Raw genomic sequence first — 25,550 nt, 5'->3', positions numbered from 1 at the left:
GTGCGCGATGGGGTGGCGGCGCCTCGGGGCTGGACGCGCCGGGTCCCGGGGAGTAAGCTTCGCGCAGGCGGGGGCCGCTGTCGTGGTTGGCGTGTGAACCCATACTTTCTGTTGACCGAGCAGGTATTCGCTAGTAAAATGTACGACTGTTGCACTAGGACCAGTATGAAGGGCTAACACATGTACGCAATCGTTACCACTGGTGGCAAGCAGTATAAGGTTGCCAAGGGCGACATCATCGATGTCGAGAAGCTTGACGCGCAGCCTGGCGACAAGGTCGAGCTGGATGTCCTCATGATCAATGACGGCACCAAGACCATCGTTGACGCTGCCACCCTCGAGGGCCAGAAGGTCACCGCCGAGGTCGTCGACCAGTTCAAGGACAAGAAGGTCATCGTCTTCAAGCTCCACAAGCGCAAGCGCTACCACCGCACCAAGGGTCACCGCCAGAACCTCACCAAGCTCCAGGTCGTCGCCATCCCCGGCGAGGCCGGCGAGGCTGCCAAGTCGGCCTCCACTGAGGAGTAGCCACCCCGGCACACAGTTTCTCTCCCTTGACTAGATAGGCAGGTATCACAATGGCTCACAAGAAGGGTCTGGGCTCTTCCAGGAACGGTCGCGACTCCCACGCGCAGCGACTCGGCACCAAGATCTATGGCGGCCAGGCCATCAAGACTGGCCAGATCATCGTCCGCCAGCGCGGCACCCACATCACCCCCGGCGAGAACGTCGGTCGCGGCAAGGACGACACCCTGTTCGCGCTCGCCGACGGCACCGTCGAGTTCACCAAGGGCGCGAAGCACTACGTGCACGTCCGCACCGCCTAGCACCGCATCCCTCGGGACCCTTCGGGGTCCCTTCTTTGTTTCGGCATTGAAACGGCATCGCAGCCGTGTGTCCCCGCGCGCAAGGGCTGCGATAGGGTTGCATCCAGCAGTCCAGACCAAGCGATGGGAGGAAGCCATGTCCAGCAGCAAGCAGAGCGTCGTTCGCAGGAACTGGTGGTGGCAGGCCCTCGTCTCGTCCGGTCGACTCTGAGTCGCGTCACTGCCGCATAGCAACCGAGCAGGGACCCCCGGGTTGACCGGGGGTCCCTTTTTCCGTTCCAGCAAAGAAGCAAAGTCAGAAGGAGAGAACACCATGTCCACTCAGAACCCCGAGGTCAGGACCGTACGCCCCATCGCCAGTGGGGCTGGTCTCGACATCTCCTCCCTCATGCTTCTCGCCACGCTCCTCGCCGCCGCGTTCATCCTCAACATGACCCTGGGCAACGCCCTTGCAATCGTCGGCATCAAGCCCCAGTTCATCATCGCTGCCTACTGCCTCGCCATCGTCGCTACCAGGCCCAGCCACCCCCAGGCGGTCGTGCTCGGGCTGCTCTCGGCCGTCGTGTGCCAGGTCACGACCTCCATCCCCGGCCTCAACTTCGTGACGGAGTCGATGGGCGCGCTCGCCATGTCCTTGCTCGCGGGCAGCGCGCTTTCCAAGGGCAGAGCGATGCCCCTCATCGCAGCCTTCGTCGCCACGCTCGTCTCGGGACTGCTGTTTGCTACGCTGGGCAACGTGGTCATGGGGGCGAGCATGGCGACCACCCTCGTCAAGCTCCCCATCGTCGTGGGCACCGCCGCCTTCAACGCCATCGTCGTCCAGCTCCTCGCTCCCGTCGTCACGCGCGCGTCGCACCGCCGGTAGCCGCGCGGAACCAGGCCATCCCAACAAGAGAAAGGCTCACGAGACCATGCCAGAGAACAACAACGCACCCCGCACCTTCGTCAGCAGCGCACAGGACAAGGCCGGCAAGCTCGACGTGGCGTCCCTCGTCCTCCTCGCCGTCCTCATGGCGGCGGGCTTCGTGCTCAACATCACCGTGGGCAAGGCGCTCGCGATCACGGGCATCCAGCCGGAGTTCGTCATCTCTGCCTACTGCCTCGCCATCCTCATCCTGAGGCCCAGCCTTCCCCAGTCGGTGCTCATCGGCGTCCTGGCGGCCACCGTCATCCAGCTCACGACGTCCGTCCCCGGCCTCGAGTACCTCTGCGACATCCCTGGCGGTGCCATCATGTTCCTGTTCGCGCAGGCCGTGGCGCGACGTGGGTCCGCGGGCGTCCTTCCCCTCGTGGGTGCCTTCGTGACCACCACGGTCTCCGGCCTCATCTTCGCCACGGTCGCAACTGTCGTCGTGCTGGGTGCGGCGCCCTCGTCCGTCGTCGCCATGCTTCCCGTCGTGTTCGGCACCGCGCTTGCGAACTGCGTCATCGTGCAGGTACTGTATCTCCCGCTCAAGAAGGCGGCCAAGCGCTAGTCGCCCGATCGTCACCATCGCCCGAGCGCCCGCCAGCGCCCGGGCGCAGTCATGCAGGCGAAGCCGGCTCTGGAGGTAGCGTGTCTCAGCAAGGTCCCACAAATCCCCTCGTCAGCCTGGACAGGGTCTCGTTCACCTACGAGGGGGGAGGCTCCCCGGCGGTGGACGACCTCTGCCTGGACATCGCCCCGGGCGACTTCCTGGGCGTCATCGGGCCCTCCGGCGCGGGCAAGACCACCCTCTGCTCGGTCCTCTCCGGTGCCGTTCCGCATCACTTCGCCGGCGAGTTCAGGGGGGTGGCGACGGTCTGCGGGATGGACAGCTGCGAAGTGGGGCTCACCGACGTCTCGCGCAAGGTGGGCTCCGTCCTGCAGGACATCGACGCCCAGATGGTCGCCTCGAGCGTCGAGGACGAGATGCTCTATGGCCTCGAGAACTTCGGCGTGCCCCACGATCAGATTCCCGGCCGCATAGGCGAGGCGCTCGCCACCTGCGGCATCTCCGGGCTCCTCCACCGAGAGGTCGCCACGCTCTCGGGCGGCCAGAAGCAGAAGCTCGCCATCGCAGCCATCCTGGCCATACGTCCCTCGGTGATGGTGCTCGACGAGCCCACCGCGGCCCTTGACCCCGCCTCCTCCCTCATGGTGTTCCAGACCCTGCGCGAGCTCAACCGGCGCGAGGGCATCACCGTCGTGGTTGTCGAGCAGAAGGTGGCCCTGCTCTGCGAGTTCTGTCGTCACGTCGCCGTCCTCAGGGAGGGGAGGCTCGCCCTCCTCGGCACGCCGCGCGAGGTCTTCTCCCACTCCGAGGAGCTCAGGAGCATGGGGGTCGACAGCCCGCGCGTCACGCGCGTGTCCAACCTCCTGAGGAGCCGCGGACTCGCCCGCGAGGGGGACGTGAGCCTCACGGTGGGCGAGGCGGCGGCGCTCGTCTCGCGCGTGGTGGGGGAGAGGGGCTCCCTGGCGTGGGCGGCCACTCGGCCTCCCCTGCGCCTTGAGGGGGGTCGCAGGCACGGCGAGCCCACGGCCCTCGAGCTCGCGAGCGACCCCATGCTCACGTTCGACCACGTCGGCTTCAGCTACCCGGGTGGGACGGCGTCCGTCGAGGACGTCTCGCTCGAGCTGCGTCCGGGGGAGCTCGTGGCCGTGGTGGGGCAGAACGGTGCCGGCAAGACGACCGTGACCAAGCTCATGAACGGCCTCCTCAAGCCCTCCTCCGGACGCGTTACCATCGCCGGGCTCGACACCTCCCGTGCCCGCACCAGCCAGATCGCGCAGCACGTCTCGACCCTCTTCCAGGACCCCGACCGCCAGATCTGCAAGGAGACGGTGGTCGAGGAGGTCGCCTTCAGCCTCCAGCTCCTCGGAACGCCCGACGCCGAGGCGCTCTCCCGCGCGCGCGACTGTGTCGAGCACTTCGGGCTTCCCGCCGAGGCCGCCCCGTTCTCGCTGGGACGTGGGCAGAGGCAGATCGTCGCCCTGGCCTCCGTTGTTGTCACCAACCCCGAGGTGCTCATCCTGGACGAACCCACGAGCGGGCTCGACTACCGCGAGTGCATGACCGTCATGGAGGCGGTCGAGGTGGCCCGCTCGAGGGGCTGCGCGGTGGCCATGGTCTGCCATGACATGGAGGTCGTCTCCGACTTCGCGACCCGGGTCGTGGTCATGGCGGACGGGCGGGTGCTCGCCGACGGCCTCCCGGGCGAGGTCTTCGCCGACGAGGGCCTGCTCGCGCGCGCGTGCGTCGCGGCCCCGCAGGTGACCCAGCTCGCCCGCAGGCTCTCGGCCGACGTCTCTCGCGGGTACGAGGGCGTCACCGAGGTCCATGACATCGTCGCCGTGACGGAAGGGCTGGTGGGCTAGATGGCGTCCGTGCTGGACTACTCCGAGGGCACGACCCTGCTGCATCGCGCGAACCCCGTGACCAAGGTTGTCCTCGCCGTCTGCGTCTGCGTGGCGACCTTCCTGGCGCAAGGCTACGGCATGCTCCTCGGGGTGCTGCTCTTCCTGGTCGTCCTGGGGGCCTACGCGGGCATCCTGAGGCGCACCCTCGCGCTCCTCGCCGGCTTCCTCTCGCTCGGCGCGCTCATGCTCCTCGTGCAGACCGTGGTGGTGCGCTCCGGCACCCCGCTCTTCCTCTGGGTCACCGACCAGGGCCTCGACCGCGGTGCGCACGTGGCCCTGCGCCTGGTCGCCTTCGCCCTCCCGCTGGTCATGATGCTCTCGCTCACGAGGCTCACCGACCTCGCCAATGCCACCGTCGAGGTCCTGCACGTGCCCTACCGCTATGCCTTCACCATCACCACGGCCCTGCGCTTCGTGCCGATCTTCTCCCAGCAGATGGCCAAGATCGTGGAGGCCCAGACCGCGCGCGGCGTGGACTTCGACACGCCCAACCCCCTCCGCAGGCTCCGCCTCATGCTCCCGCTCGCGGCCCCCCTGCTCATCTCCTCGGTCGCCCGCGCGGACGACACGGCGCTCGCCGCGGAGGAGAGGGGCTTCTACCTCAGGGGCAGGGAGTCCTCCTACAAGCGCTATCCCTTCTCGGCCGTGGACCTCGCCTGCCTGCTTCCCGGCGTGGCGCTCGTGGCGTTGGGTGCGCTCTTCTAGCGTCCCCACGTCCCGATGCTCTACCATGGCATGACCTTACGAAAGAGAGAACCATGCCCACCAACACCTTCACGGACCTCTGCCGCATCAACGTCAAGGGCGGCGACGGCGGTGCCGGCTGCATGTCGTTCCGCCGCGAGGCCTTCGTCCCCAAGGGAGGGCCCGACGGCGGCGACGGCGGCAACGGCGGGAGCGTCGTCCTCGTCACCGACCCGCAGCTCTCCTCGCTCATCGACTATCGCTACAAGCACCACTTCAAGGCCGAGAGGGGCACGCACGGCCAGGGTGCCCGGCGCCACGGCCGCGCGGGCGAGGACCTCGTCCTGCGCGTCCCCCTGGGCACCGTCGTGCGCGAGCTCGACCCCCAGACCATGGAGCCCGCCTACGAGATCGCCGACCTCACCCAGCCCAGCCAGCGCGTGGTCGTCGCTCCCGGCGGCGCGGGCGGCAGGGGCAACATACACTTCGTGACCTCGGTGCGCAGGGCGCCCGCCTTCGCCGAGAAGGGCGAGCCCGCGCTCGACCACTGGATCGAGCTCGAGATGAAGCTCATGGCGGACGCCGCCCTCGTGGGCATGCCGTCGGTGGGCAAGAGCTCGCTCATCGCCCGGCTCTCCGCCGCCCGTCCCAAGATCGCGGACTACCCCTTCACCACGCTGGTCCCCAACCTGGGCGTCGTGAGGGCCAGGAACGGGGCCTCCTTCGTTGTCGCCGACGTGCCGGGGCTCATCGAGGGGGCCTCCGAAGGCCGCGGCCTCGGCCACGAGTTCCTGCGGCACATCGAGCGCACGGCGCTCATCCTGCACGTCGTCGACCTCACGGGCGGCTACGAGGGGCGTGACCCCCTCGAGGACTACCGCACCATCAACTCCGAGCTCGCCGCCTATGCGCAGGAGCTCGCGTCCCGGTCGCAGATCGTCCTCGCCAACAAGTGCGACATGCCGGGGACGGAGGACGCCCTGGCGCGCGTGAGGGAGGCGGCCCAGGCCGACGGCCACGCGTTCTTCGCCGTGTCGGCCGTGACGGGCGAGGGACTCGAGGACTTCACCACCGCGTGCGCGGCGGAGGTGGCCGAGCTCAGGAGCAGGATCGAGCCTACGGCCATCCTCCCCGACTTCAACGAGGCCGTGGAACGCGAGCGCCAGCGCCGCGACCGGGCGGTCCAGATTCGCATGGAGTCCCGCGGCATCTGGCGCGTCTCGGGCGGGCTGGTCGAGCGCATGGTGGTCCAAACCGACTGGGACAACGACGAGGCCATCGCATACCTCCAGCACCGCTTCGACCGCATGGGCCTCGACGCCAAGCTCGCGGCGGCGGGCTGCCAGGCCGGGGACGAGGTGCGCATACTGGGCTTCGCCTTCGACTACGAGGGAGAGGGCGCGCAGGACGCGTACGACGAGCTCGAAGAGGAGCTCGCGGCCTCGGACGAGGAGGGCGAGTAGGGGTGGCGGACCTTCCCACGCGCGTCGTCTTCAAGCTGGGCTCGTCTACCCTGGTCGCCGGTGACGGCAGCCCCGACCTGGGGCTCATCGCCTCCGTCTGCGACCAGGTGGCCGAACTCGTCGCGCGCGGCGTAGGGGTGGTCATCGTCTCGTCCGGCGCGGTCGCCGCGGGCATGGGGAGGCTGGGCCTCTCCGAGCGCCCGCACGACATCCCCGGGCTCCAGGCCTGCGCCTCGGCGGGGCAGGCCGCCCTCACGGAGGCCTATGCCGTCGAGCTCGCGCGCCATGGCGTCGCCTGCGGCCAGGTCCTCCTGACCCGTCGCGACGTGACCGACCGCGACGGCTACCTCAACGCGCGGAACACCCTCCAGCGCCTGCTCGAGCTGGGTGCCGTTCCTGTGGTGAACGAGAACGACACGGTGTCGGTGGCGGAGTTCGCCTTCGGCGACAACGACACCCTGGGCGCCATCGTGTCCACGCTCGTCTCGGCGGACCTCTACGTGATCCTCTCTGACGTGGACGGGCTCTACACCGCGAATCCCCAGGAGGACCCCGACGCGCGGCTGGTCCCCCTGGTGCGCGAGCTCACGCCGGAGATAGCCGCCATGGCGGGCGGCTCCACGAGCTCCGTGGGCACGGGCGGGATGGCCGCCAAGCTCCGGGCCGCCCGGGCCTCCATGGCGGCGGGAATCCCCCTCGTGATTTGCCGCGGACGCGAGGGCGGCGTGCTTCTGCGCGCGGCCTGCGAGGACGGCGTGGGGACGCGCTTCGAGCCCGTGGAGGGCAGCCACGAGGGCGCTCGCAAGCTCTGGATCGGGCTTGCCGAGGTCGTGCGCGGGACCCTGGTCCTCGACGACGGCGCGCGCAGGGCGGTCGTCGAGTCCGGCGCGTCCGTGCTTCCCGTGGGGGTCCTGAGGGCCGAGGGCGAGTTCGCGGCGGGCGACGTCGTCAACGTCGTCGGCGCGGACGGCAGCCTCGTGGGAAGGGGCGTGAGCCGCTACTCCTCCGACGAGATGGCCCGCGTGCACGGGCTCCGGCTCGACGTGATCGCGCGCTTCATGCCCGAGAGGGGCGGCCAGCCCGCCGTCCACCGTGACGAGCTCCTCGTGCTCTAGGAGGGACGCATGCAGCAGACACCCAGCCCCCGCGGCCTCGAGCCGCTGCCCTTCGAACATCTGCAGCCAGGCGAGGTCGAGCGGATAGCCGAGGACGTCATCCGCAAGGGGGACCTCCCCATCCTGGGCCAGGACCCCACGCGCACTTACCGCATCGGGATCATGGGCGGCACCTTCGACCCCATCCACAACGGGCACCTCGTCGCCGCGGAGCAGGCCTTCGACGATCTGGGCCTGGACGTGGTCGTCTTCATGCCGGCGGGACGTCCCGCCTTCAAGCAGGACCGGTCGGTCACCTCGGGGGAGGACCGATACGCCATGACCCTGCTCGCCACCTCCGACAACCCCCACTTCGTGGCCAGCCGCTTCGAGGTCGACCGCGAAGGGGTCACCTACACGGCAGACACCCTCGAGCGCATGCGCGCCATCTACCCGGACAACGTGGAGCTCCACTTCATCACCGGTGCCGACGCCATCGCAGAGATCGTCACATGGCGTGACGCGGGGAGGATAGCCCACCTCGCCAAGCTCGTGGGCGCCACCCGTCCCGGCTACGACCTGAGCCGCGCCCAGAGCGCGATCGCCGAGTCGGGATTCGACTTCGACGTGACCTACCTCGAGGTCCCCGCGCTCGCCATATCGTCCAGCTACCTGCGCGAACGTGTGCGCGGCGGGCAGAGCCTGCGCTACCTCACCCCCGACCCCGTGACGGGTTACATCCACAAGCACAAGCTCTATGGGGTCAGGCCCACGCGCTACGGCTCCGTGGCGGGAGGCGACGACCTTGGGTACTGAGCCGCTCGGCACCTGCGCGGACTACGACGAGGGGCAGGCGTCCTGCCTCGAGCGCCTCGAGGGCGACCTCCGCGCCCGCATGGCCGTGGCAAGGCCCCGCCGCCTGGAGCACTCGCTCTCGGTGGCTCGCTGCGCCGAGTCGCTGGCGCTCTCCTACGGGGTGGACCCCTTCCTGGCGCGCGCCGCGGGGACCCTGCACGACTGGGACAAGGTCCTCACCGACGAGGAGCTCCTCTCCGCGGCGAGGGACCTGGGCATCGACCTTGGGGTCGACCTGCACCTCGTCCTCCCGCTCCTGCACGGGCTCACGGCGGCCCGCGAGCTGCCCGGGCTCTATCCCGAGCTCCCCCCGGAGGTGTTCCGTGCCATAGGGCTCCACACCCTGGGCTCCGCGGAGATGAGCCCGCTCGACATGGTCGTCTTCGTCGCGGACGGCATCGAGCCGCTCCGTCCCGCAAGTCCCGGCATACAGGCCACGCGAGACCTGGTCTCGTCTCGCGCCCCGCTTGGGGAGGTCTACTGGAGCGCGTTCGCCGGCGGGGTGGAATACGTCATCAAGACGCGCAGGTACCTGTATCCGGGTACCATCGAGGTATACAACGCACTGGCACTGGCGCACGAGCGCCGGGGCCGATGACCCAGAAGGGAAGGCAACGAATGCCCGCAACCCCGCTCGAGCTCGCCCGCATCGCCGCCACCGCCGCAGACGAGAGGAAGGCCAGCGACATCGTCCTCCTGGACCTCTCGTCCGTGTCCGACGTCTGCGACTACTTCCTCGTGTGCAGCGCGTCAAGCAAGCCCCAGGTCGACGCCGTGGTCGACCACATCGAGGAAAAGCTCCAGGTGAACTGTCACGCCAAGCCCCTCTCGGTCGAGGGAAAGGCCTCCGGCAGCTGGGTGCTCCTCGACTTCGGCTCCCTCGTGGTCCACGTGTTCAGGCCCGAGACCCGCGACTTCTATCGCCTCGAGCGCCTGTGGGGTGACGCGCCCCGCGTCACGCTGGGCCTCGAGGGCGAGGCCGCGACGGAGGGGACGTCCGAGGCGGCCGACGCGGTCGCGCCGTCGGGCGAGTAGGGGAGGGGTCGGCCCCGCTACGCCCCTCCGCCGTTCATGGGCAGCGTGTCCGAATCCCTGCCCTCGAGCCTGAGATTCCTGCCATAGGCGATGGCTGACTTGCCGAAGCGCCTCCTGACCTCGTCCGTGGCAAGCGAAAGGGCCCTCAGGTCGCGCTCGTCGCCCTTCTCGTCCGTGAAGAGCGAGAGCTGCTCCGCGGCCCCCTCGCCGAAGTCGCTCGCGCCGACGCCGACGAGCCTTATCCCGAGTCCCGGGGACCAGAGCCCGGAGAGGAGCCCGCGCGCGCAGGCGGCAAGCCTCCTCTCGTCGTCCGTGGGCCTTGGCAGCGCCCTCTGCGCCGTTCGTGCGTGGAGGTAGTCGAACTTCAGCTTGAGGGTGACCGTCGAGGCGCGGAGCCCCCGCTTGCGCAGCCGCTCTCCCACGAGGGCAGAGACCTGGCCTATGGCGGCATCCACCTCCTCCCTCGTGAGAAGGTCGTGCGAGAAGGTCCGCTCGTTCGAGACGGACTTGGCCTCCTCGGGCCGCGCCGTCTCTCTGACGGGGCTTCCCTCCATCCCCCTCGCCCTTCTCACGAGCTGGGGGCCCACGCTTCCCAGGGCGCGCCGCATCTCTGCCTCGTCGCGCAGGGCGAGGTCGCCGAGCGTCCTCACGTCGAGCTCCTGGAGCCTGCGCTCGGTCGCGGGGCCTATCCCGCTCATGGCCCTCACGGGAAGCGGTGCGAGGAAGGCGGCCTCCGCGCCGGGCGGCACGACGGTGAGCCCGCGCGGCTTCTGGCGCTCGGAGGCGATCTTCGCCACGGTCTTGCTCGTTCCCAGGCCGATCGAACAGGTGATGCCCAGCTTTCGCACGCGCAGCTGGATGCGGCGGCAGATGTCGAGGGGGCTCTCGCGCGACCATCGCCCTGGGGTCACGTCGAAGAACGCCTCGTCGATCGACACCTGCTCCACGAGGGGGGTCTCGTCCTGGACGATTCCCATGACCGCCCGCGAGAGCTCGCGATAGCGGTCGAAGCGGCCCGGGGTCCAGATCGCGCCGGGGCAGAGCCGGCGCGCCTGCCAGGACGGCATGGCCGAGTGGACGCCGAAGCGACGGGCCTCGTAGGATGCCGTCGAGACGACGCCCCTGCGCTCGGGGGAGCCCCCGACGATGACGGGGAGCCCCCTCCAGTCGGGATGGTCGAGCTGCTCCACGGAGGCGAAGAACGCGTCGAGGTCCAGCAGCCCCACGGCAGGCCCCTGCCAGGGGAGGCCCAAGGATCGGTCCTGCTCCCTCCCGCTTCCCTCCGCCATGCGCCGGCCTCCCCTAGAAGGTGACCGTGAAGGTGGTTCCGGACGCCTCGTCGCTCTCAGCGGCTATGCCGCCGCCGCATGCCTCGGCGACCCCCTTCGCGATGGCGAGGCCCAGCCCGAAGCCGCCCTCGTCCCCGTTGGTCCTGCTCCGCGCCCGCTCGCTGCGGTAGAAGCGGTCGAAGATGTGGGGGAGGTCCTCCCTGGCTATGGGGGCTCCCTGGTTGTTCACGCTGAGCTGCACATGCCTTGAGCTGCGTCGCAGTCGCACGCGCACGACGCTCTGGGTACGGGCGTACTTGCAGGCGTTGTCTATCAGGATCTTGGCCAGGCGCTCAAGCCACTCGGGGTCGCCCTTGACCTTGAGGCCCGGCTCTATCGAGGTCTCGATGGAGCAGCCGCGCTCGAAGGCGACGGGGTCAAACTCGAGCGCCGCGGACTCCACGAGGTTCGAGAAGTCCACCTCCTCCGAGGAGAGCGCCGAGCCCAGCCCGTCCGTGCCCTCCTCCGCCTTGGCGAGCTCGAGCAGGTCGTTCACGAGGTTCTTCATGTGCTGCGCCTCGTCGACGGTGCTCTCGACCCACCGCGCGTCGTCCTCGGGGATGCGGTCGTCCCGGGCAAGGATCTGCGAGTTGGCCAGAATGACGGAGAGCGGCGTCTTGAGCTCGTGCGACGCGTCGGCCACGAAGCGCCTCTGTTGCTCCCATGCCCTCGCTATGGGCGAAATGGCCCAGTTCGAGAGGAAGGATGCCACGGCGAAGAGGATAGAGAGGCTTGCCGCCATGACCACGATGGCGTTGAGCAGGAGGCTCGTGAGGGCGCGGTCGGCGATGGTGGTGTCCACGATGGCGATGCGGATGTTCCCCTGGTCGGTGACGGCGCTCTTCCACACGACGTGGAGGTCCCCGATGCGCTCGCTCGTCACACCCTGGGTCAGGGCGTCGTCGATGACGCGGGCGAGGACGGGGCCGCTGATGTATGCCGGCGACTCGCTCGTCTGGAGGATGACGCCCTTCTCGGACACCTCGACCACGACCGTGAGCATGCCGCCCACGCGCGCACCCTCCGAGCCTATGACGGGCAGGGGGCTGAGGCTCCCCTCGAGCCCACGGTTGAGGGACTCCTTCACGAGGTTGGCCTGGGTCGTGAAGGAGGAGTAGTACATGAGACCAAGGACGCTCGCGAGGACGGTCCCCACGAGCGTCATCACGATCACCATGAACTTGCGCTTGAGCCTCTCGAGCACGGCTCCCACCTACTCCCTGGGCAGGTCAAACTCCTCGAGTCGATATCCCAGCATGCGCAGGGTGGTGATTTGGACCTTCGAGTGGATGTGGCCCAGCTTCTTGCGCAGGAACGAGATGTAGGCCTCGACGGAGTTCTCCGACGCCTCGCCGTCGGTGCCCCAGACGCGCACCAGCAGGTCCTGCTTCGAGACGACGCGGGCGGTGGAGCCCATCAGCATCTTCAGGACCTCGAACTCCTTGCCCGAGAGGTGGACGGAGTTGTCGTTGCAGCTGAGGTCATGGGTCGCGAGGTCCAGCGTGAGGTCCGCGAAGCTGACCTCGTCGATTACGACGTCGCCCTGGCGACGGGTGAGCGCGCGCAGGCGGGCGAGGAGCTCGGCGTCCTCGAAGGGCTTGGTCATGTAGTCGTCCGCGCCGGCGTCCAGGGCCTCGACCTTGTCGGAGGTCGAGGTGCGGGCGGTGAGCATGAGGACGGGCACGGAGTTCCCCTCGTGGCGCAGCTCGTGGACGATTTGGACCCCGTCCTTGCCAGGGAGCATGACGTCCATGACGACCGCGTCGTACATGCCGCTGAGCGCGGACGAGAGGCCGGCGTTCCCGTCGTACGCGGCCTCGGCGTTGAAGCCGCCGCCCTTCAGGATCTGGACGATGGCGTCGGCTAGGTTGCGCTCGTCTTCCACAACCAGAATGTTCATGGGATTCTCCATCTTTCGGGCACAGAGGCTATTGTTCGTTTTGGGGGACAAATACCATCCGATGGTACGTTAAGGACCTTAAGGGCCACTTAACGCAGGCCCAGAACGAAACACAATCGCCTGGGAGCGGGGTGCAGTTCACAGAAACTGCACCTTGCGCCCCTTGGGCGCTGTCGTATCATATTGCCTGCTTTTGTGTGGCTATGCGGTGCATTCATTCAACTACCACGGCGCCGCTCGTCTGAAGGAGTTCTACTTTGGCAGTCAAGATTCGTCTCGCTCGTCACGGTGCCAAGAAGCACCCGTTCTATCGCGTCGTCGTCGCCGACGGCCGCATGCCCCGCGACGGCCGTTACATCGAGCTCGTTGGTCGCTACAACCCTCTGACCTCCCCCAAGACCATCGACCTCGACCTCGAGAAGATCGACGAGTGGGTTGCCAAGGGTGCCCAGCCCACCAACGCCGTCTCCCACCTCATCGACGTCGCCCGCTCCGGCGAGCCTGCGCCCGAGAAGAAGCAGAAGCTCTCCAAGAAGGCCGCCGCCAAGGCTGCCGCCGCAGCCACCGAGGCCGAGTAGGCATCGTGTCCGAGGAAGTCAGCGAAGTCGTCGAGTCCGAGGACGTCCCGGGGCAGGTCGCTTCCGACAGGGTCGCCGACCTCGTCGAGTACATCGTCTGCGGGCTCGTGACCAACGAGGACGCGGTGTCCCTCGACGTGACCGACAGCGAGGGCTCGGCCCTCATCGAGGTCAGCTGCGCCGAGGAGGACGCAGGCCGCATCATCGGCAGGAGGGGACGCACCATCAAGGCCATCCGCACGCTCGCCCGCGCGCTCGGCTCCAGGGTGGGCACCTCCGTCGAGGTCGAGGTTCTGGGATAGGCCTTGCACCCGCGCTACAGGGCCATAGCCCGTGTGGAGAAGACGCACGGCAAGAGGGGGGAGGTCGTGACGGTTTCCGTTCACGGCCTTCCTCCTCTGCTGCGCGAGGGGCTCGAGACCTTCGTCGTGCCTCCGGCGCTCAAGGGCCCGCGCGAGGTCCGCGTGCTCTCCGCCGACGAGGGTCGCCGCGGCCAGCTCGTCTCCCTCGAGGGGGTGGGCGACATCGACTCCGCCTCCAGGCTCGTGGGCAAGCTCCTCCTCGCCCGTGTGGGGGACCTCCCCGAGGGCTATGCCCTCCACGACGCGGACGCGCTCGTCGGGCGGCCCGTCCGCGACGTCAGATGGGGTCGCCTGGGCTCCGTCGTCGAGCTCATGAGGGGGCCGGCCAACGACGTGTGGGTCATCGACGGCGGGCCGCATGGGGAGGTCCTGCTCCCGGTGGTGGATTCCGTCGTCAGCGAGCTCCCGCCCGAGGGGGAGATATTGGTCGACGCGCCCGAAGGCCTGCTGGGGGAGGTGGGGAATTGAGGTTCGAGACGCTCTCGGTCTTCCCGGACCTGTTCGCCCCCTACCTCGAGACCTCCATCATGGGGCGCGCCCAGGCGAGGGGCATCTTCGAGTTCGAGTCGTATGACCTGCGCGATTGGACGCACGACCGCCATCGCACGGTAGACGACGCGCCGTTCGGTGGCGGCCAGGGCATGCTCATGAAGCCTGCCCCGATCTTCGAGGCGGTCCGCGACATCAGCAAGAGGCACCCGGCCCGCCCTCACGTGGTCTTCTTCACCCCCTGCGGCAGGCGCTACGACGAGTCGGTCGCCGAGCGCCTCTCGCACGAGGAGAGGGTGCTTCTGGTCTGCGGGCGCTACGAGGGGATGGACGAGCGGGCCTACGAGCTCGCGGACGAGCGCATCTCTCTGGGCGACTACGTCCTCACCGGCGGCGAGCTCGCGGCGCTCGTCGTGATCGACTCGGTCGTGAGGCTCCTTCCCGGTGCGCTGGGCGACGAGATGAGCGCCCGGGACGAGTCCTTCTCTGACGGACTGCTCGAGTACGCCCAGTACACCCGCCCGTCGGAGTATGAGGGCAGGGGGGTGCCCGAGGTCCTCCTCTCGGGAGACCACGCTGCCGTCGCCGCCTGGAGGCGCAGGAACGCGGTCGAGCGCACGGCCCTCTGGAGGCCCGACCTGCTTGACGGGGCCGAGCTCACCGAAGAGGAGCGCGCCCTCGCCCGCGCCGTCATCGAGTCCTCTGGGGAAGGAGGAGCCAAATGAGCGACGACACGCCGCATCGCATGCCCTTCGCCCTCGAGCTAGTGCTCTGCGTCGTCGTGGGCCTGGGCATCGCGTTCCTCGTCCGCAGCTACGTGGCGGAGTACTACCTGGTGCCCTCGGGCTCCATGCTCGAGACCATCCACGAGGGGGACTGCCTCCTGGGAGAGAAGCTGAGCCTGCGCGCGAGCGCGCCCAAGGCGGGCGACGTCGTCACCTTCGACGACCCCGACGATGCGGGCACGACCCTCATCAAGCGCGTGGTTGCCGTGGGAGGGCAGACGGTCGAGCTTCGCGACGGGGTCGTCTACGTGGACGGCCGCGCCCTCGACGAACCCTACGTGATGGGCAAGCCGAGCTACCCCCTCCAGCAGCACTCGCGGCTGCTGGACGCGGACATCAGCTACCCCTACGTCGTCCCCGAGGGCAGCATATGGGTCATGGGGGACAACCGCACCAATTCGCTCGACTCGCGCTACTTCGGCGCGGTGAGCGTGGAAAGCGTCACCTCGAGGGGCCTCTTCATCTACTGGCCCCTCACGGACGCGCGCTGGCTCTAGGGTCGGCAGCGCACGACATCGATGGGAGAGGCAAAAGGCATGAGCGAGAAGGCGTTGACCTTCCAGGACATGATCCTGGCTCTTGAGCACTACTGGGCGGAGAAGGGCTGCACGGTCATGCAGCCGTACGACAGCGAGGTTGGCGCGGGCACCTTCCACACCGCGACCACGCTGCGCTCGCTGGGCCCCGGCTCCTGGAGGACCTGCTACCCCCAGCCCTGCCGCCGTCCCGCCGACGGGCGCTACGGTAAGAACCCCAACCGCATGCAGCACTACTACCAGTTCCAGGTGCTCATGAAGCCCTCTCCCGCAGATTCCCAGGAGCTCTACCTGGGGTCGCTGAGCGCGATCGGCCTCGACCCCAGCAGGCATGACGTCCGCTTCGTCGAGGACGACTGGGAGAGCCCGACCCTGGGTGCCTGGGGCCTGGGATGGGAGGTCTGGCTCAATGGCATGGAGGTGACCCAGTTCACCTACTTCCAGCAGGTTGGAGGCATCGAGGTTGATCCCGTCCCGGTCGAGATAACCTATGGCCTCGAGCGCATCGCCATGTACGCCCAGGGCGTCAACTCGGTGTACGACCTGGTGTGGAGCTACCTCCCCGACGGAACCCCCATGACCTACGGCGACGTCTTCCTCGAGAACGAGCGCGAGTTCAGCGCGTACAACTTCGAGGTCGCCAACGTCGAGATGATGCGCCAGAAGTTCGACGACTACGAGGCCGAGTGTCACTCCTGCCTCGAGGCGAGGCTCCCGCTTCCCGCATACGACTGCGTGATGAAGTGCAGCCATGCCTTCAACCTCCTCGACAGCCGTGGCGCGCTCTCGGCCGTCGAGCGCGCAAACTACATCCTGCGCGTCCGCACCGTCGCCAAGGCCTGCTGCGAGGCCTACCTCGAAGAGGTCGCCGGAAAGGACGCAAACGCACAGAAGGGGGAGGTGGCCTAGATGGCACAGACGCGTGACTTCCTGCTCGAGATCGGCTGCGAGGAGATGCCCTCCGCGCCCCTCATCAACGCGACCCGCCAGCTCGGGGTGCTCGTGAGCAAGGGGCTCGACGAGGCGGGGCTCGCCCATGGCGAGGTCCGTCCCTGCTCCACCCCGCGCAGGCTCAGCGTGATCGTCCGCGACGTCGCCGCCCAGACCGAGGAGGTCCACGAGGTCAAGCGCGGCCCTGCGGCCAACATCGCCTTCGACTCCGACGGCGCTCCTACGAAGGCGGCGCAGGGCTTCGCGCGCAAGCTGGGGCTTGCCGCCGAGCAGCTCGCGCGGCGCGTGGACGCGGACGGCCGCGAGTACGTATTTGCCGAGAAGAGCATCCCCTCCCGCCCCGCGTCGCCCATCCTCTCGGAGCTCTCCGAGCGCGTCATCGGCTCCCTCGAGTGGCCCAACTACCGCAGCCAGCGCTGGGGCAGCGAGCACGCGAGCTTCGTGAGGCCCATCCGCTGGATCTGCTGCCTCTTCGGAGAGGACGTCGTCCCCGTGAGCTACGCCGACGTGACGAGCTCGAACACCACGCGCGGGCACAGGGTCCTGGGTCCCGGCGAGCACGTCGTGCCAAACCCCGCCCAGTACGAGTCCGTCCTCGAGTCCGCCGGCGTCCTCCTCGAGGAGCGCAGGCGCGCGGTCATCATGGAGGGCGTGCGCCGGGTTGAGGAGGAGCGCGGCGGGGCCCACGTCGACACGCCCAGGAAGGTCCTCGACGAGGTCGTCAACCTCTGCGAGTGGCCCACCGTGCTCGTGGGCACCTTTGACGAGGAGTTCCTCCGCGTCCCCCACGAGATCATCTGCGAGTCCATGCTCACGAACCAGCGCTACTTCCCGATCTACGACGTCGCGGGCGAGCTTACCCGCGAGTTCGTCGTCGTCTCCAACACGGCGCCCGAGAACTCCGGGCGCGTCGTGGACGGCAACGAGCGCGTGGTCCGCGCCAGGCTGGACGACGCGAAGTTCTTCTACGAGGAGGACCTGAAGCGCCCGCTCGAGGACTACGTGGAGCGACTCTCCAGCGTCGTCTTCCAGGAGAGGCTGGGAACCGTGCTCCAGAAGGCCGGCCGCATGGAGGCGCTGGCCCCCGAGGTCGCCCGCGAGGCCGGTCTGGACGACAGGCACGCCGCGCTCGCCGGGCGCGCCGCGCGCCTGGCCAAGGCCGACCTCGTCACGCAGGCCGTGGTCGAGTTCACAAGCCAGCAGGGTGTCATGGGCGGCTACTACGCCCAGGCGGCGGGGGAGGACGCTGAGGTGGCGGACGCCGTCCGCGAGCACTACCGTCCACGCTTCGCCGGGGACGAGCTCCCCTCGGGTGAGGTCGGCAAGGCCGTCGCCGTGGCGGACAAGCTCGACACCATCTGCGGCATCTTCGCCATAGACGAGCCACCCACCGGCTCCTCCGACCCCTTCGCGGTGCGGCGCGCCGCCATCGGCGTCATCGCGCTCCTCCGCACGCTCCCCGAGGTGTCGCTGCGCCGCCTCATCGGTCTCTCCCTTGACGCATACCTGGCGCAGGGGCTCGACTTCGACGCCTCGTCGGTCGCCGGCAAGGTGGCGGACTTCTTCGCAGGTCGCCTTGCCACCATCGCCCGCGACGACGGCGTCTCGGTCGACGTCATCGAGGCCATCTCGTCCGTGGGCGTCATCGACCCCGCCGAGTTCCTCGCCCGTGCGCATGCCCTCGAGGACGCCCGCGCCAAGCAGCCCGAGCTCTTCGACGACCTCGCCACCGCCTACGCCCGCGCCGCCCACCTCGGCGACGCCAGCCTCGGGAGCGAGGTGGACCGCTCCCTCCTCGGGGAGGCGGAGCTGCGCCTCCTCTCTGCCTGCGAGGATGGTGGGCGAAATGTGGAGGAGTGCCTCTCGCGGAAGGACTTCGAGGGCGCCTGCAAGGCTCTCGCCGAGCTAAGGGAGCCAATCGACCGATTCTTTGATGACGTCCTCGTCATGGACGAGGACACTCTGGTAAGAGAGAATAGGCTGCGCCTTCTTAACCGCTTCGCCGGCGTCTTCTCCGACGTGGCCAACGTCGGCGCACTCTCTCGCAGGAAGTAGGCAAGGCCCCGCCCCGGCGGAGGTCGAGGCGGGGTGCTAGAGGGCCCCATAGACAGGGAGGCAGGCCCATGGCCGAAGACAGATTCGACGACCCGCTGGTGTTCGAGGACGTCACGCCCATCGTGTTCGTCATATCGGACGCGCGTGGCAAGACCGCCGCGGGCGTGGTCGAGGCGGCGGCAGACCAGTTTGGTGACGACGCCGTCATCATCAAGACGCTCGGCAACGTGAACTCCGCAGAGATGGTGAGCGACTACCTCAACAGGAACCTCGACGAGGACGTGCCCATCGCGGTGTTCCACACGATCGTGGACCGCAACCTCCGCCGCGACATCCGTCGCGAGCTCGACAAGAGGGGCATCCCCTCCATCGACCTCCTGGGTCCCGCGATCACCGTCATCTCCACCCTGACGGGGGAGGAGCCGCACTATCAGGCGGGCCGTCGTTCCAGGACCGAGGTTCACGAGGCGTAGCAAAAACTGGTCCCTAGTATAGGGCAAAGCATGCTCGTCTAATTGTCCAATCTACGGAAGGCTGATTTGCCCCGATGATTGGACGAGGTATACCTTGCATGTTTTGGTCGATAAAATAAGTCAGAGTTAGTGAGGGCACCTGCCGTTTGCACGCGCAGGTGTTCTTTTGGAAGGGGCCGGGACCTCTCGCGCCCAAGGAAGACCTTGAAGGAGTGCTATGGCTGAGAAGCATGTGTATCGCTTCGGCACGGACGAGAACGGCAACAACGTCACCGAAGTCGCCGGCAACACCGTCGAAGAGGCGAAGTGGATCACGGGCGGCAAGGGCGCCAACCTCGCCGAGATGGCCAACATCGGCCTGCCCGTCCCTCCGGGATTCTCGATCACCTGCCAGACCTGCGTCGCCTACTCTGAGAACAACGTCTGGCCCGAGGGCGTCCTGGACGAGATCGACGAGTATCGTCGCGACCTCGAGAAGCGCATGGGCAAGAAGCTGGGCGACAAGGAGGACCCGCTGCTGGTCTCCGTCCGCTCCGGCGCGCCCTTCTCCATGCCCGGCATGATGGACACCGTCCTGAACCTGGGCCTCAACGACGACTCCGTCGAGGGCCTCATCAAGCAGACCCAGAACGAGCGCTTCGCGTGGGATTCCTACCGCCGCTTCGTCCAGATGTTCTCCAACGTCGTCATGGGCGTCGACGGCCAGCTCTTCGAGGACGCCATCAGCGCCAAGAAGGCCGAGAAGGGCGTCAAGCTCGACACCGACCTCGACGCGGCCGACCTCAAGGACCTCACTGAGACCTTCAAGGCGATCTTCGCCAAGAACGTAGACTCGCAGGCCCACCCCGAGGTCGCCCCTGACGGCGTCGCCTCCTTCCCCCAGGACCCCTATCTGCAGCTGCGCCTTGCGGAGCAGGCCGTCTTCGGCTCCTGGAACACCGAGCGCGCCATCCTCTACCGCAAGCAGAACAAGATCGACGACAGCCTGGGCACCGCGGTCAACGTCCAGGTCATGGTCTTCGGCAACAAGGGCGAGACCTCTGCCACCGGCGTGGCCTTCACCCGCAACCCCGCCGACGGCACCAACGAGCGCTACGGCGACTTCCTGGTCAACGCCCAGGGCGAGGACGTCGTGGCGGGCATCCGCAACACCGAGCCCATCGCCGACCTGGTCAAGATTCCCGCGCTCAAGGAGGCCGGCGAGCAGCTCTTCCACGTGTTCGAGATCCTCGAGGACCACTACGCGGACATGATGGACATCGAGTTCACCATCGAGCAGGGCAAGCTCTGGATGCTCCAGACCCGCGTCGGCAAGCGCACCGCGCTCTCTGCCCTCAAGGTCGCCATGCAGATGGTCGACGAGGGCCGCATCACCAAGGAGCAGGCGCTCCTGCGCGTCGCGCCCGACCAGCTCGACCAGCTCCTGCACCCCCAGTTCGACCCCAAGGCGAAGGTCGACGTCGTCGCCAAGGGCATGAACGCCAGCCCCGGTGCCGCCGTGGGCGCAGTCGTCTTCTCCTCTGACGCCGCCGTCCACTATGCCAACATCGAGAAGCCCTGCATCCTGGTGCGCTGGGAGACCACTCCCGACGACCTCAAGGGCATGGTCGCCGCCGAGGGCATCCTCACCTCGCATGGCGGAAAGACCTCCCACGCGGCCGTCATCGCCCGTGGCATGGGCGCTCCCTGCGTCTGCGGCGCCGAGGCGCTGAAGATCGACGCCAAGGCCAAGGAGGTCGCGATCTCCGGCACCGACATCGTGCTGCACGAGGGCGACATCATCTCCATCAACGGCACCACGGGCGACATCATCGTCGGCGCCGTGCCCCTGACCCGTCCCGAGCTCACCGGCGACCTCGAGACCATCCTCGAGTGGGCCGACGAGGTCCGTCGCGACGCGTCTCGCGGCCGCATCTTCGGCGTGCGCACCAACGCCGACAACCCCGAGGACGCCCAGCTCTCCGTCGACTTCGGCGCCGAGGGCATCGGCCTCGACCGCACCGAGCACATGTTCCTGGGCGATCGCAAGCAGATCATCCAGTCCTTCATCCTCGCTGACACGGACGGCCAGAAGCAGCAGGCCCTCGGCCAGCTCCTCAAGGTCCAGACCGGCGACTTCGAGGGCATGTTCAAGGCCATGGACGGCAAGGCCGTCATCGTCCGCTTGCTCGACCCGCCCCTGCACGAGTTCCTCGACGACCCCCGCGAGCTCGCCGTCGAGATCGCGCACGCCGAGGGCCGCGGCGAGAACGAGGTCCAGCTCAAGGCCATGCGCGCCCGCCTCTCCCGCCTGGACTCCTTCCAGGAGGCCAACCCCATGCTCGGCCTGCGCGGCTGCCGCCTCGGCATCGTGTACCCCGAGCTCAACGACATGCAGGTCCGCGCCATCGCCGGTGCCGCCGCCAAGCTCAAGAAGCAGGGCCTGAACCCCAAGCCCGAGATCATGGTTCCCCTGATCTCCAGCGTCGAGGAGCTCAAGCTCGTCCGCGGCCAGATTGAGTCCGTCGTCAAGGCGGTCTCCGAGGCCGAGGGCGTCGAGCTCAGCATCCCCATCGGCTGCATGATCGAGCTCCCGCGCGCCGCCGTCACCGCCGACGAGATCGGCCAGTACGCCGACTTCTTCAGCTTCGGCACCAACGACCTCACGCAGACCACCTTCGGCTTCTCGCGCGACGACGTCGAGAGCGCCTTCATCCCCCAGTACCTCAACAAGAAGATCCTGCGCTCCAACCCCTTCGAGACCCTCGACACGGGCGTCGCGAAGCTGGTCGAGATGGGCGTCAAGGGCGGCCACAAGGCCAACGAGACCATCATCTGCGGCGTTTGCGGCGAGACCGGTGGCGACCCCGAGTCCATCCAGATGTACTACGACCTCGGCCTCGACTACGTGTCCTGCTCGCCCTACCGCGTGCCCATCGCACGCCTTGCCGGCGCCCAGGCCAAGATCAAGTCGAACGGCGGTCCCGCCAAGCTCGCCTAGGAGCAAGCGTGGCGTCACAGTCCTGACGCGAGGGAGGGGGCCGACGTGCCCCCTCCCTCGTCGTTTGCGGGCGGGCAGAGCAAGGAGGCTTTCCCATGGGAGCTGTCATACGTCGCAGGGACCTTGAGGCCCGCGAGCACGAGTTGCTGAGTCCCCATGCGAGCTTCAGCGACGAGAGCCTCGGCAGGGCGCGTCCCGAAGAGGCGGACCCCCTCAGGACCTGCTACCAATGCGACCGCGACAGGGTCCTGCACAGCAAGAGCTTCAGGCGCCTGGCCAACAAGACGCAGGCGTTCCTGGCGCCCGAGGGCGACCACTACCGCACGCGCCTCACGCACACTCTCGAGGTCGCCCAGATAGCGCGCGACATAGCCCGGCCACTCGGACTGAACGAGGACCTCACCGAGGCCATCGCCCTGGGACACGACCTCGGCCACACCCCCTTCGGACACACGGGCGAACGCGCCCTCTCTCGTGCCATGGCACTCCATCGCGGCATCGATCCCGAGAGCGCGGAGGGAAGGGCGCTCTTCGAGCACAACGCGCAGAGCGTTCGAATATTGGAGAGGCTCGAGAAGGGCGGCAGGGGACTCAATCTCTCGAGGGAGGTCCTTGACGGCATCCGCTGCCACAAGGGCGGCCTTCGCGCCGCGACGCTCGAGGGGCGGGTGGTCGCCCGTGCAGACCGCATCGCCTACGTGTGCCATGACATAGACGACGCCGAGCGCGCGGGACTGCTCTCGGAGGACATGCTCCCCGTGCGGTACCGCGACTGCCTGGGACACTGCTCCTCCGAGAGGATCGAGACCATGGTGCGCGACGCCGTGACGACCAGTGCCGGTGCAGACGACATACTCATGTCCGAGCCCGTGTGGCAGGCCATGATGGGTCTTCGCGAGTTCCTCTTTGAGAACCTCTACACGCGCGGCGACGCTAAGTACGAGGAGCCCAAGGCGAACCGCATGATCGGAGAGCTGTTCGACTACTTCATCGCTCACCTGGACGAGGTGCCCGCCGAGCACAGGGGGCTCGAGCCCGACCGACCGGACGTCGAGGTCGCCGACTTCGTGGCAGGCATGACCGACCGCTATGCCGTGCGCATATACGAGGAGCTCAAGGTTCCTCATGCCTGGAGGGCGCCTGAGCTCCATAGGGACCCGTAAACGGCGGGCGCATGGTACGATGCCCTGGACGCGGAATCTGCGGGGGAGGCGGGCATGGTCCAGGCGAGCGTGGATACATTCGAGACCACCCGCGCGAGGCTCCTTTCGGTCGCGCGGGACGCCTTCCTGCGCAATGGGTTCCTGGGCGTCTCCCTGCGTTCCATCGCGGCGCTGGCACAGGTCACGACCGGTGCGATCTATGGCTACTTCTCCAGCAAGGAAGACCTCTTCGACCACGTTGTGGCGCCATCCGGCGACGGCCTCTTCTCCCTCTACCAGGCTCTCATCGACGAGTTTCTCGCGTTTCCTCCCGAGATGCGCTCCTTCGACGCCATGCTCGACTTTGAGCTCGAGGCGCGTACCCGCATCGTCGACTTCATCTACGACCATCCCGAGGACTTCCTCATCATCGCCAGGGGATCCGCGGGCACGCGCTGGGAGGGTTACCTCGATCGCTTCGTAGAGGCGGAGAAGTCCAGCACCGTGGAGTACGAGGCGACAGCGGGCGGCCAACTGGAGGGGATCGACGGGATGCTGCTCGAGGTGCTTGCGCGCTACCTCGTCCAAGGCCTCTTCGAGCCCCTCCTGTGTGGGCTCTGCCGCGAGGACGCACAGGCCTTCGCAAGGAGGTTCGGACTCTTCTTCCATCACGGCTTCCAGGCTCTCATGGAACCCGGCCAGACGGCCTGACCTAGTCCCAATCGGACTTTTTTCGCCTGCTTCCCCCTTTGCCTCCCAATGAAATAACGTTGTTATAACCTAGAGATAGTCTTGGTTAACTTAAGTTGGGAGGAAGCATGGAAGAAAGGGATGCTCGGGATACCGACGCCGCCACGGCGCTCGCGTCGGCGAACCCCCTGGCTCGTCTCCTCGATTGGGCGGGTCCCGGCGGCAGGGCGCTCTACGCGCTCTCCGTCGTGCTCGCCGTCGTGGGGGTGGCGGGCAGCGTGCTGCCGTACTTCGCGGCAGGCCAGATGGTCGTGGGCGTTCTGGAGGGGGAGCGCGACCTGTCCTTCTACCTGGGCTGGTGCTCTCTCGCCGCGGCAAGCTACGCGGCGTACGTGGTCTTTCACTACGCCTCCACCTCCATATCCCACATGGCGACCTTCAAGACCATCTCGTCCATCCGCAGGCGCCTCGCGTCGAAGCTCGCGCACGTCCCCATGGGCTACGTCCTGGACACCCCCTCTGGGAAGCTCAAGAACGTCATGGTCGAGAAGGCCGATGGAATAGAGACCACCCTTGCCCACGTCGTGCCCGAGATGACGAGCGACCTGCTCGTCCCCGTGGTGGTAGTGGTCTACCTCTTCACGCTCGACTGGCGCCTCGCCCTCGTCTCCCTTGTGACCATCCCCGTTGGTGCTTTCGTGTACGGCCAGATGATGAGGGACTACGAGCAGTGGTACGGCAACACGGTGGCCACGGGCAACGAGATGTCGTCCGCCGCGGTGGAGTACGTCAACGGCATCGAGGTCATCAAGGCCTTCGGGCGTTCCGCGAGCTCCTACGAGAAGTTCTCGAAGGCCGTGTGGGCCTATGCCCACTCCTTCATAGACTGGATGGCGCACTGCCAGATCTGGTCGGACATGGGTCTGGCCATCATGCCCGCGACCCTCGTCGGCGTGCTGCCCGCAGGCTGCCTCCTCGTTGCGTCGGGCCAGGTCAGCACTTCCACGTTCGTGCTGTCCGCCATCCTCTCCGTGGGCATCTTCCCCCCGCTCTATGCTGCCATGAGCTTCATGGACGCGCTGGCGCAGGTGGGCACTACGGTCTCGCAGATAGCCGAGGTCCTCGACCAGCGCGACCAACAGAGGGCCGCGGCCCCCTGCGCACGGCTCGACGCGAGGGGGGCCGTCGGAATCGAGCTGAGGGGCGTGCGCTTCTCGTACGGCCGCAGCGAGGTGCTCCACGGCGTCGACCTCACGGTCCCTGCGGGCCAGGTCTGCGCGCTCGTGGGACCCAGCGGCTCGGGCAAGTCCACCATCGCCCGCCTCATGGCAGGCTTCTGGGATGCCGACGAGGGACAGGTCAGCCTCGGGGGCGTGCCGCTCGCCGAGCTCTCCGCAGACCAGCTCGCCCATGAGGTCGCCTACGTGTCCCAGGACAACTACCTCTTCGACGCAAGCGTCATGGACAACATCCGCATGGGACGGCCTGACGCCACTGACGACGAGGTCGTCGAGGCCGCGCGCAGCTGCGGCTGCCACGACTTCATCATGGGTCTCGACCAGGGCTACCAGACCATGGTGGGCGGCGGGGGAGGCCACCTGTCGGGTGGCGAGCGCCAGCGCATCTCCATCGCGCGCGCCATGCTGCACGACAGCCCGGTGGTCATCCTGGACGAGGCCACTGCCTACACCGATCCCGAGAGCGAGGCCCAGGTCGAGGAAGCTGTCTCCAGGCTCGTCGCGGGGCGCACGCTCGTCGTCGTCGCGCATCGCCTGTCCACCATCACCGACGCCGACCAGATCGTGGTCGTGAGCGATGGGCGCATCGAGGCGACGGGCACCCACCAGGGGCTCATGGGGTCCTGCGGGCTCTACCGCTCAATGTATCAGGCCCACATCGGAGCCCGTGACATCGCCGTCACCAGCTCGAGGGGGGAGTAGTCCC

At 67.8% G+C, this 25,550-nt stretch carries 26 protein-coding genes; 23 read left to right on the top strand and 3 right to left on the bottom strand.

Annotation, left to right across the window (positions count from 1 at the left end):
* The first annotated feature begins 180 nt into the window (after positions 1 to 180).
* From rplU to rsfS, 11 genes are all read left to right on the top strand, one after another.
* A complete protein-coding gene (rplU, locus tag HMPREF1868_RS05800) occupies positions 181 to 528 on the top strand; it encodes a 50S ribosomal protein L21 (protein WP_009279160.1) in 348 nt (115 codons plus the stop codon).
* A gap of 50 nt (positions 529 to 578) precedes the next feature.
* Entirely contained in the window at positions 579 to 827 is a 249-nt protein-coding gene (rpmA, locus tag HMPREF1868_RS05795; protein ID WP_009279161.1) for a 50S ribosomal protein L27, read from the top strand.
* Between the two features lie 313 nt (positions 828 to 1,140).
* On the top strand, positions 1,141 to 1,692 hold the full coding sequence (locus HMPREF1868_RS05790) for a hypothetical protein (RefSeq protein WP_062531215.1): 552 nt from the start codon (positions 1,141 to 1,143) through the stop codon (positions 1,690 to 1,692).
* A gap of 46 nt (positions 1,693 to 1,738) precedes the next feature.
* A complete protein-coding gene (locus tag HMPREF1868_RS05785) occupies positions 1,739 to 2,302 on the top strand; it encodes a hypothetical protein (RefSeq protein ID WP_062531213.1) in 564 nt (187 codons plus the stop codon).
* Positions 2,303 to 2,382: 80 nt separating this feature from the next.
* Positions 2,383 to 4,164 carry an ABC transporter ATP-binding protein gene (locus tag HMPREF1868_RS05780; RefSeq protein ID WP_062531211.1) on the top strand — a complete coding sequence of 594 codons (1,782 nt, stop codon included), beginning with the start codon at positions 2,383 to 2,385 and terminating at the stop codon, positions 4,162 to 4,164.
* Positions 4,165 to 4,911 carry an energy-coupling factor transporter transmembrane component T family protein gene (locus tag HMPREF1868_RS05775; protein ID WP_062531208.1) on the top strand — a complete coding sequence of 249 codons (747 nt, stop codon included), beginning with the start codon at positions 4,165 to 4,167 and terminating at the stop codon, positions 4,909 to 4,911.
* A gap of 53 nt (positions 4,912 to 4,964) precedes the next feature.
* On the top strand, positions 4,965 to 6,353 hold the full coding sequence (obgE, locus tag HMPREF1868_RS05770) for a GTPase ObgE (protein ID WP_062531206.1): 1,389 nt from the start codon (positions 4,965 to 4,967) through the stop codon (positions 6,351 to 6,353).
* Between the two features lie 2 nt (positions 6,354 to 6,355).
* Entirely contained in the window at positions 6,356 to 7,468 is a 1,113-nt protein-coding gene (gene proB / locus HMPREF1868_RS05765) for a glutamate 5-kinase (protein ID WP_062531204.1), read from the top strand.
* Positions 7,469 to 7,477: 9 nt separating this feature from the next.
* Positions 7,478 to 8,263 carry a nicotinate-nucleotide adenylyltransferase gene (gene nadD, locus HMPREF1868_RS05760; RefSeq protein ID WP_231782270.1) on the top strand — a complete coding sequence of 262 codons (786 nt, stop codon included), beginning with the start codon at positions 7,478 to 7,480 and terminating at the stop codon, positions 8,261 to 8,263.
* A complete protein-coding gene (gene yqeK, locus HMPREF1868_RS05755; RefSeq protein ID WP_062531203.1) occupies positions 8,253 to 8,900 on the top strand; it encodes a bis(5'-nucleosyl)-tetraphosphatase (symmetrical) YqeK in 648 nt (215 codons plus the stop codon). Before nadD ends, yqeK begins: the two co-directional genes overlap by 11 nt.
* Positions 8,901 to 8,920: 20 nt before the next feature.
* The gene (gene rsfS / locus HMPREF1868_RS05750; protein ID WP_062531201.1) at positions 8,921 to 9,337 is read left to right on the top strand and encodes a ribosome silencing factor; all 417 of its coding nucleotides are present in this window, start codon (positions 8,921 to 8,923) and stop codon (positions 9,335 to 9,337) included.
* Positions 9,338 to 9,354: 17 nt separating this feature from the next.
* On the opposite strand, the gene dinB is transcribed toward rsfS, so the two are convergent.
* The 3 genes from dinB to HMPREF1868_RS05735 are packed head-to-tail and all read right to left on the bottom strand — an operon-like array spanning position 9,355 to position 12,565.
* Positions 9,355 to 10,626, bottom strand: coding sequence for a DNA polymerase IV (gene dinB, locus HMPREF1868_RS05745; RefSeq protein ID WP_062531199.1), 1,272 nt, complete (start codon positions 10,624 to 10,626; stop codon positions 9,355 to 9,357).
* Between the two features lie 13 nt (positions 10,627 to 10,639).
* Positions 10,640 to 11,869 carry a sensor histidine kinase gene (locus HMPREF1868_RS05740; RefSeq protein ID WP_062531430.1) on the bottom strand — a complete coding sequence of 410 codons (1,230 nt, stop codon included), beginning with the start codon at positions 11,867 to 11,869 and terminating at the stop codon, positions 10,640 to 10,642.
* A gap of 9 nt (positions 11,870 to 11,878) precedes the next feature.
* Positions 11,879 to 12,565: a response regulator transcription factor gene (locus HMPREF1868_RS05735; RefSeq protein ID WP_062531197.1), complete on the bottom strand. Its 687-nt coding sequence runs from the start codon at positions 12,563 to 12,565 to the stop codon at positions 11,879 to 11,881.
* Positions 12,566 to 12,822: 257 nt separating this feature from the next.
* Between HMPREF1868_RS05735 and rpsP the strand changes: the two genes are divergently transcribed.
* From rpsP to HMPREF1868_RS05675, 12 genes are all read left to right on the top strand, one after another.
* Positions 12,823 to 13,143 (top strand): 30S ribosomal protein S16, encoded by a 321-nt coding sequence (gene rpsP, locus HMPREF1868_RS05730; RefSeq protein WP_009279174.1) that lies wholly within the window; start codon positions 12,823 to 12,825, stop codon positions 13,141 to 13,143.
* 5 nt (positions 13,144 to 13,148) lie between these two features.
* Positions 13,149 to 13,445, top strand: coding sequence for a KH domain-containing protein (locus HMPREF1868_RS05725; protein WP_009279175.1), 297 nt, complete (start codon positions 13,149 to 13,151; stop codon positions 13,443 to 13,445).
* A 33-nt stretch (positions 13,446 to 13,478) separates the two neighbouring features.
* A complete protein-coding gene (locus tag HMPREF1868_RS05720; protein WP_255353947.1) occupies positions 13,479 to 13,973 on the top strand; it encodes a ribosome maturation factor RimM in 495 nt (164 codons plus the stop codon).
* Complete coding sequence (gene trmD, locus HMPREF1868_RS05715; RefSeq protein ID WP_009279177.1) at positions 13,970 to 14,719, top strand: tRNA (guanosine(37)-N1)-methyltransferase TrmD; 750 nt, start codon at positions 13,970 to 13,972, stop codon at positions 14,717 to 14,719. The genes HMPREF1868_RS05720 and trmD overlap by 4 nt, the downstream gene beginning before the upstream one ends.
* Positions 14,716 to 15,276, top strand: a complete 561-nt coding sequence (gene lepB / locus HMPREF1868_RS05710) for a signal peptidase I (RefSeq protein WP_062531194.1) — start codon at positions 14,716 to 14,718, stop codon at positions 15,274 to 15,276. The genes trmD and lepB overlap by 4 nt, the downstream gene beginning before the upstream one ends.
* 39 nt (positions 15,277 to 15,315) lie before the next feature.
* Complete coding sequence (locus HMPREF1868_RS05705) at positions 15,316 to 16,224, top strand: glycine--tRNA ligase subunit alpha (protein ID WP_062531192.1); 909 nt, start codon at positions 15,316 to 15,318, stop codon at positions 16,222 to 16,224.
* The gene (gene glyS / locus HMPREF1868_RS05700) at positions 16,225 to 18,321 is read left to right on the top strand and encodes a glycine--tRNA ligase subunit beta (protein ID WP_062531190.1); all 2,097 of its coding nucleotides are present in this window, start codon (positions 16,225 to 16,227) and stop codon (positions 18,319 to 18,321) included.
* Between the two features lie 68 nt (positions 18,322 to 18,389).
* A complete protein-coding gene (locus HMPREF1868_RS05695; protein WP_009279181.1) occupies positions 18,390 to 18,794 on the top strand; it encodes a kinase/pyrophosphorylase in 405 nt (134 codons plus the stop codon).
* Between the two features lie 217 nt (positions 18,795 to 19,011).
* The gene (gene ppdK / locus HMPREF1868_RS05690; protein ID WP_062531188.1) at positions 19,012 to 21,774 is read left to right on the top strand and encodes a pyruvate, phosphate dikinase; all 2,763 of its coding nucleotides are present in this window, start codon (positions 19,012 to 19,014) and stop codon (positions 21,772 to 21,774) included.
* Between the two features lie 95 nt (positions 21,775 to 21,869).
* Positions 21,870 to 22,937 carry a deoxyguanosinetriphosphate triphosphohydrolase gene (locus HMPREF1868_RS05685; protein WP_062531186.1) on the top strand — a complete coding sequence of 356 codons (1,068 nt, stop codon included), beginning with the start codon at positions 21,870 to 21,872 and terminating at the stop codon, positions 22,935 to 22,937.
* 54 nt (positions 22,938 to 22,991) lie between these two features.
* On the top strand, positions 22,992 to 23,627 hold the full coding sequence (locus tag HMPREF1868_RS05680; protein ID WP_062531183.1) for a TetR/AcrR family transcriptional regulator: 636 nt from the start codon (positions 22,992 to 22,994) through the stop codon (positions 23,625 to 23,627).
* A 107-nt stretch (positions 23,628 to 23,734) separates the two neighbouring features.
* Entirely contained in the window at positions 23,735 to 25,546 is a 1,812-nt protein-coding gene (locus HMPREF1868_RS05675) for an ABC transporter ATP-binding protein (protein ID WP_062531180.1), read from the top strand.
* Positions 25,547 to 25,550: the final 4 nt, after the last annotated feature.

Source organism: Olsenella sp. DNF00959, assembly GCF_001553055.1.
Classification (GTDB): Bacteria; Actinomycetota; Coriobacteriia; order Coriobacteriales; family Atopobiaceae; genus Olsenella_I; species Olsenella_I phocaeensis.
The sequence above is the reverse complement of the archived record's forward strand: the minus strand, read 5'-3'. Positions and strand labels throughout refer to the sequence as shown.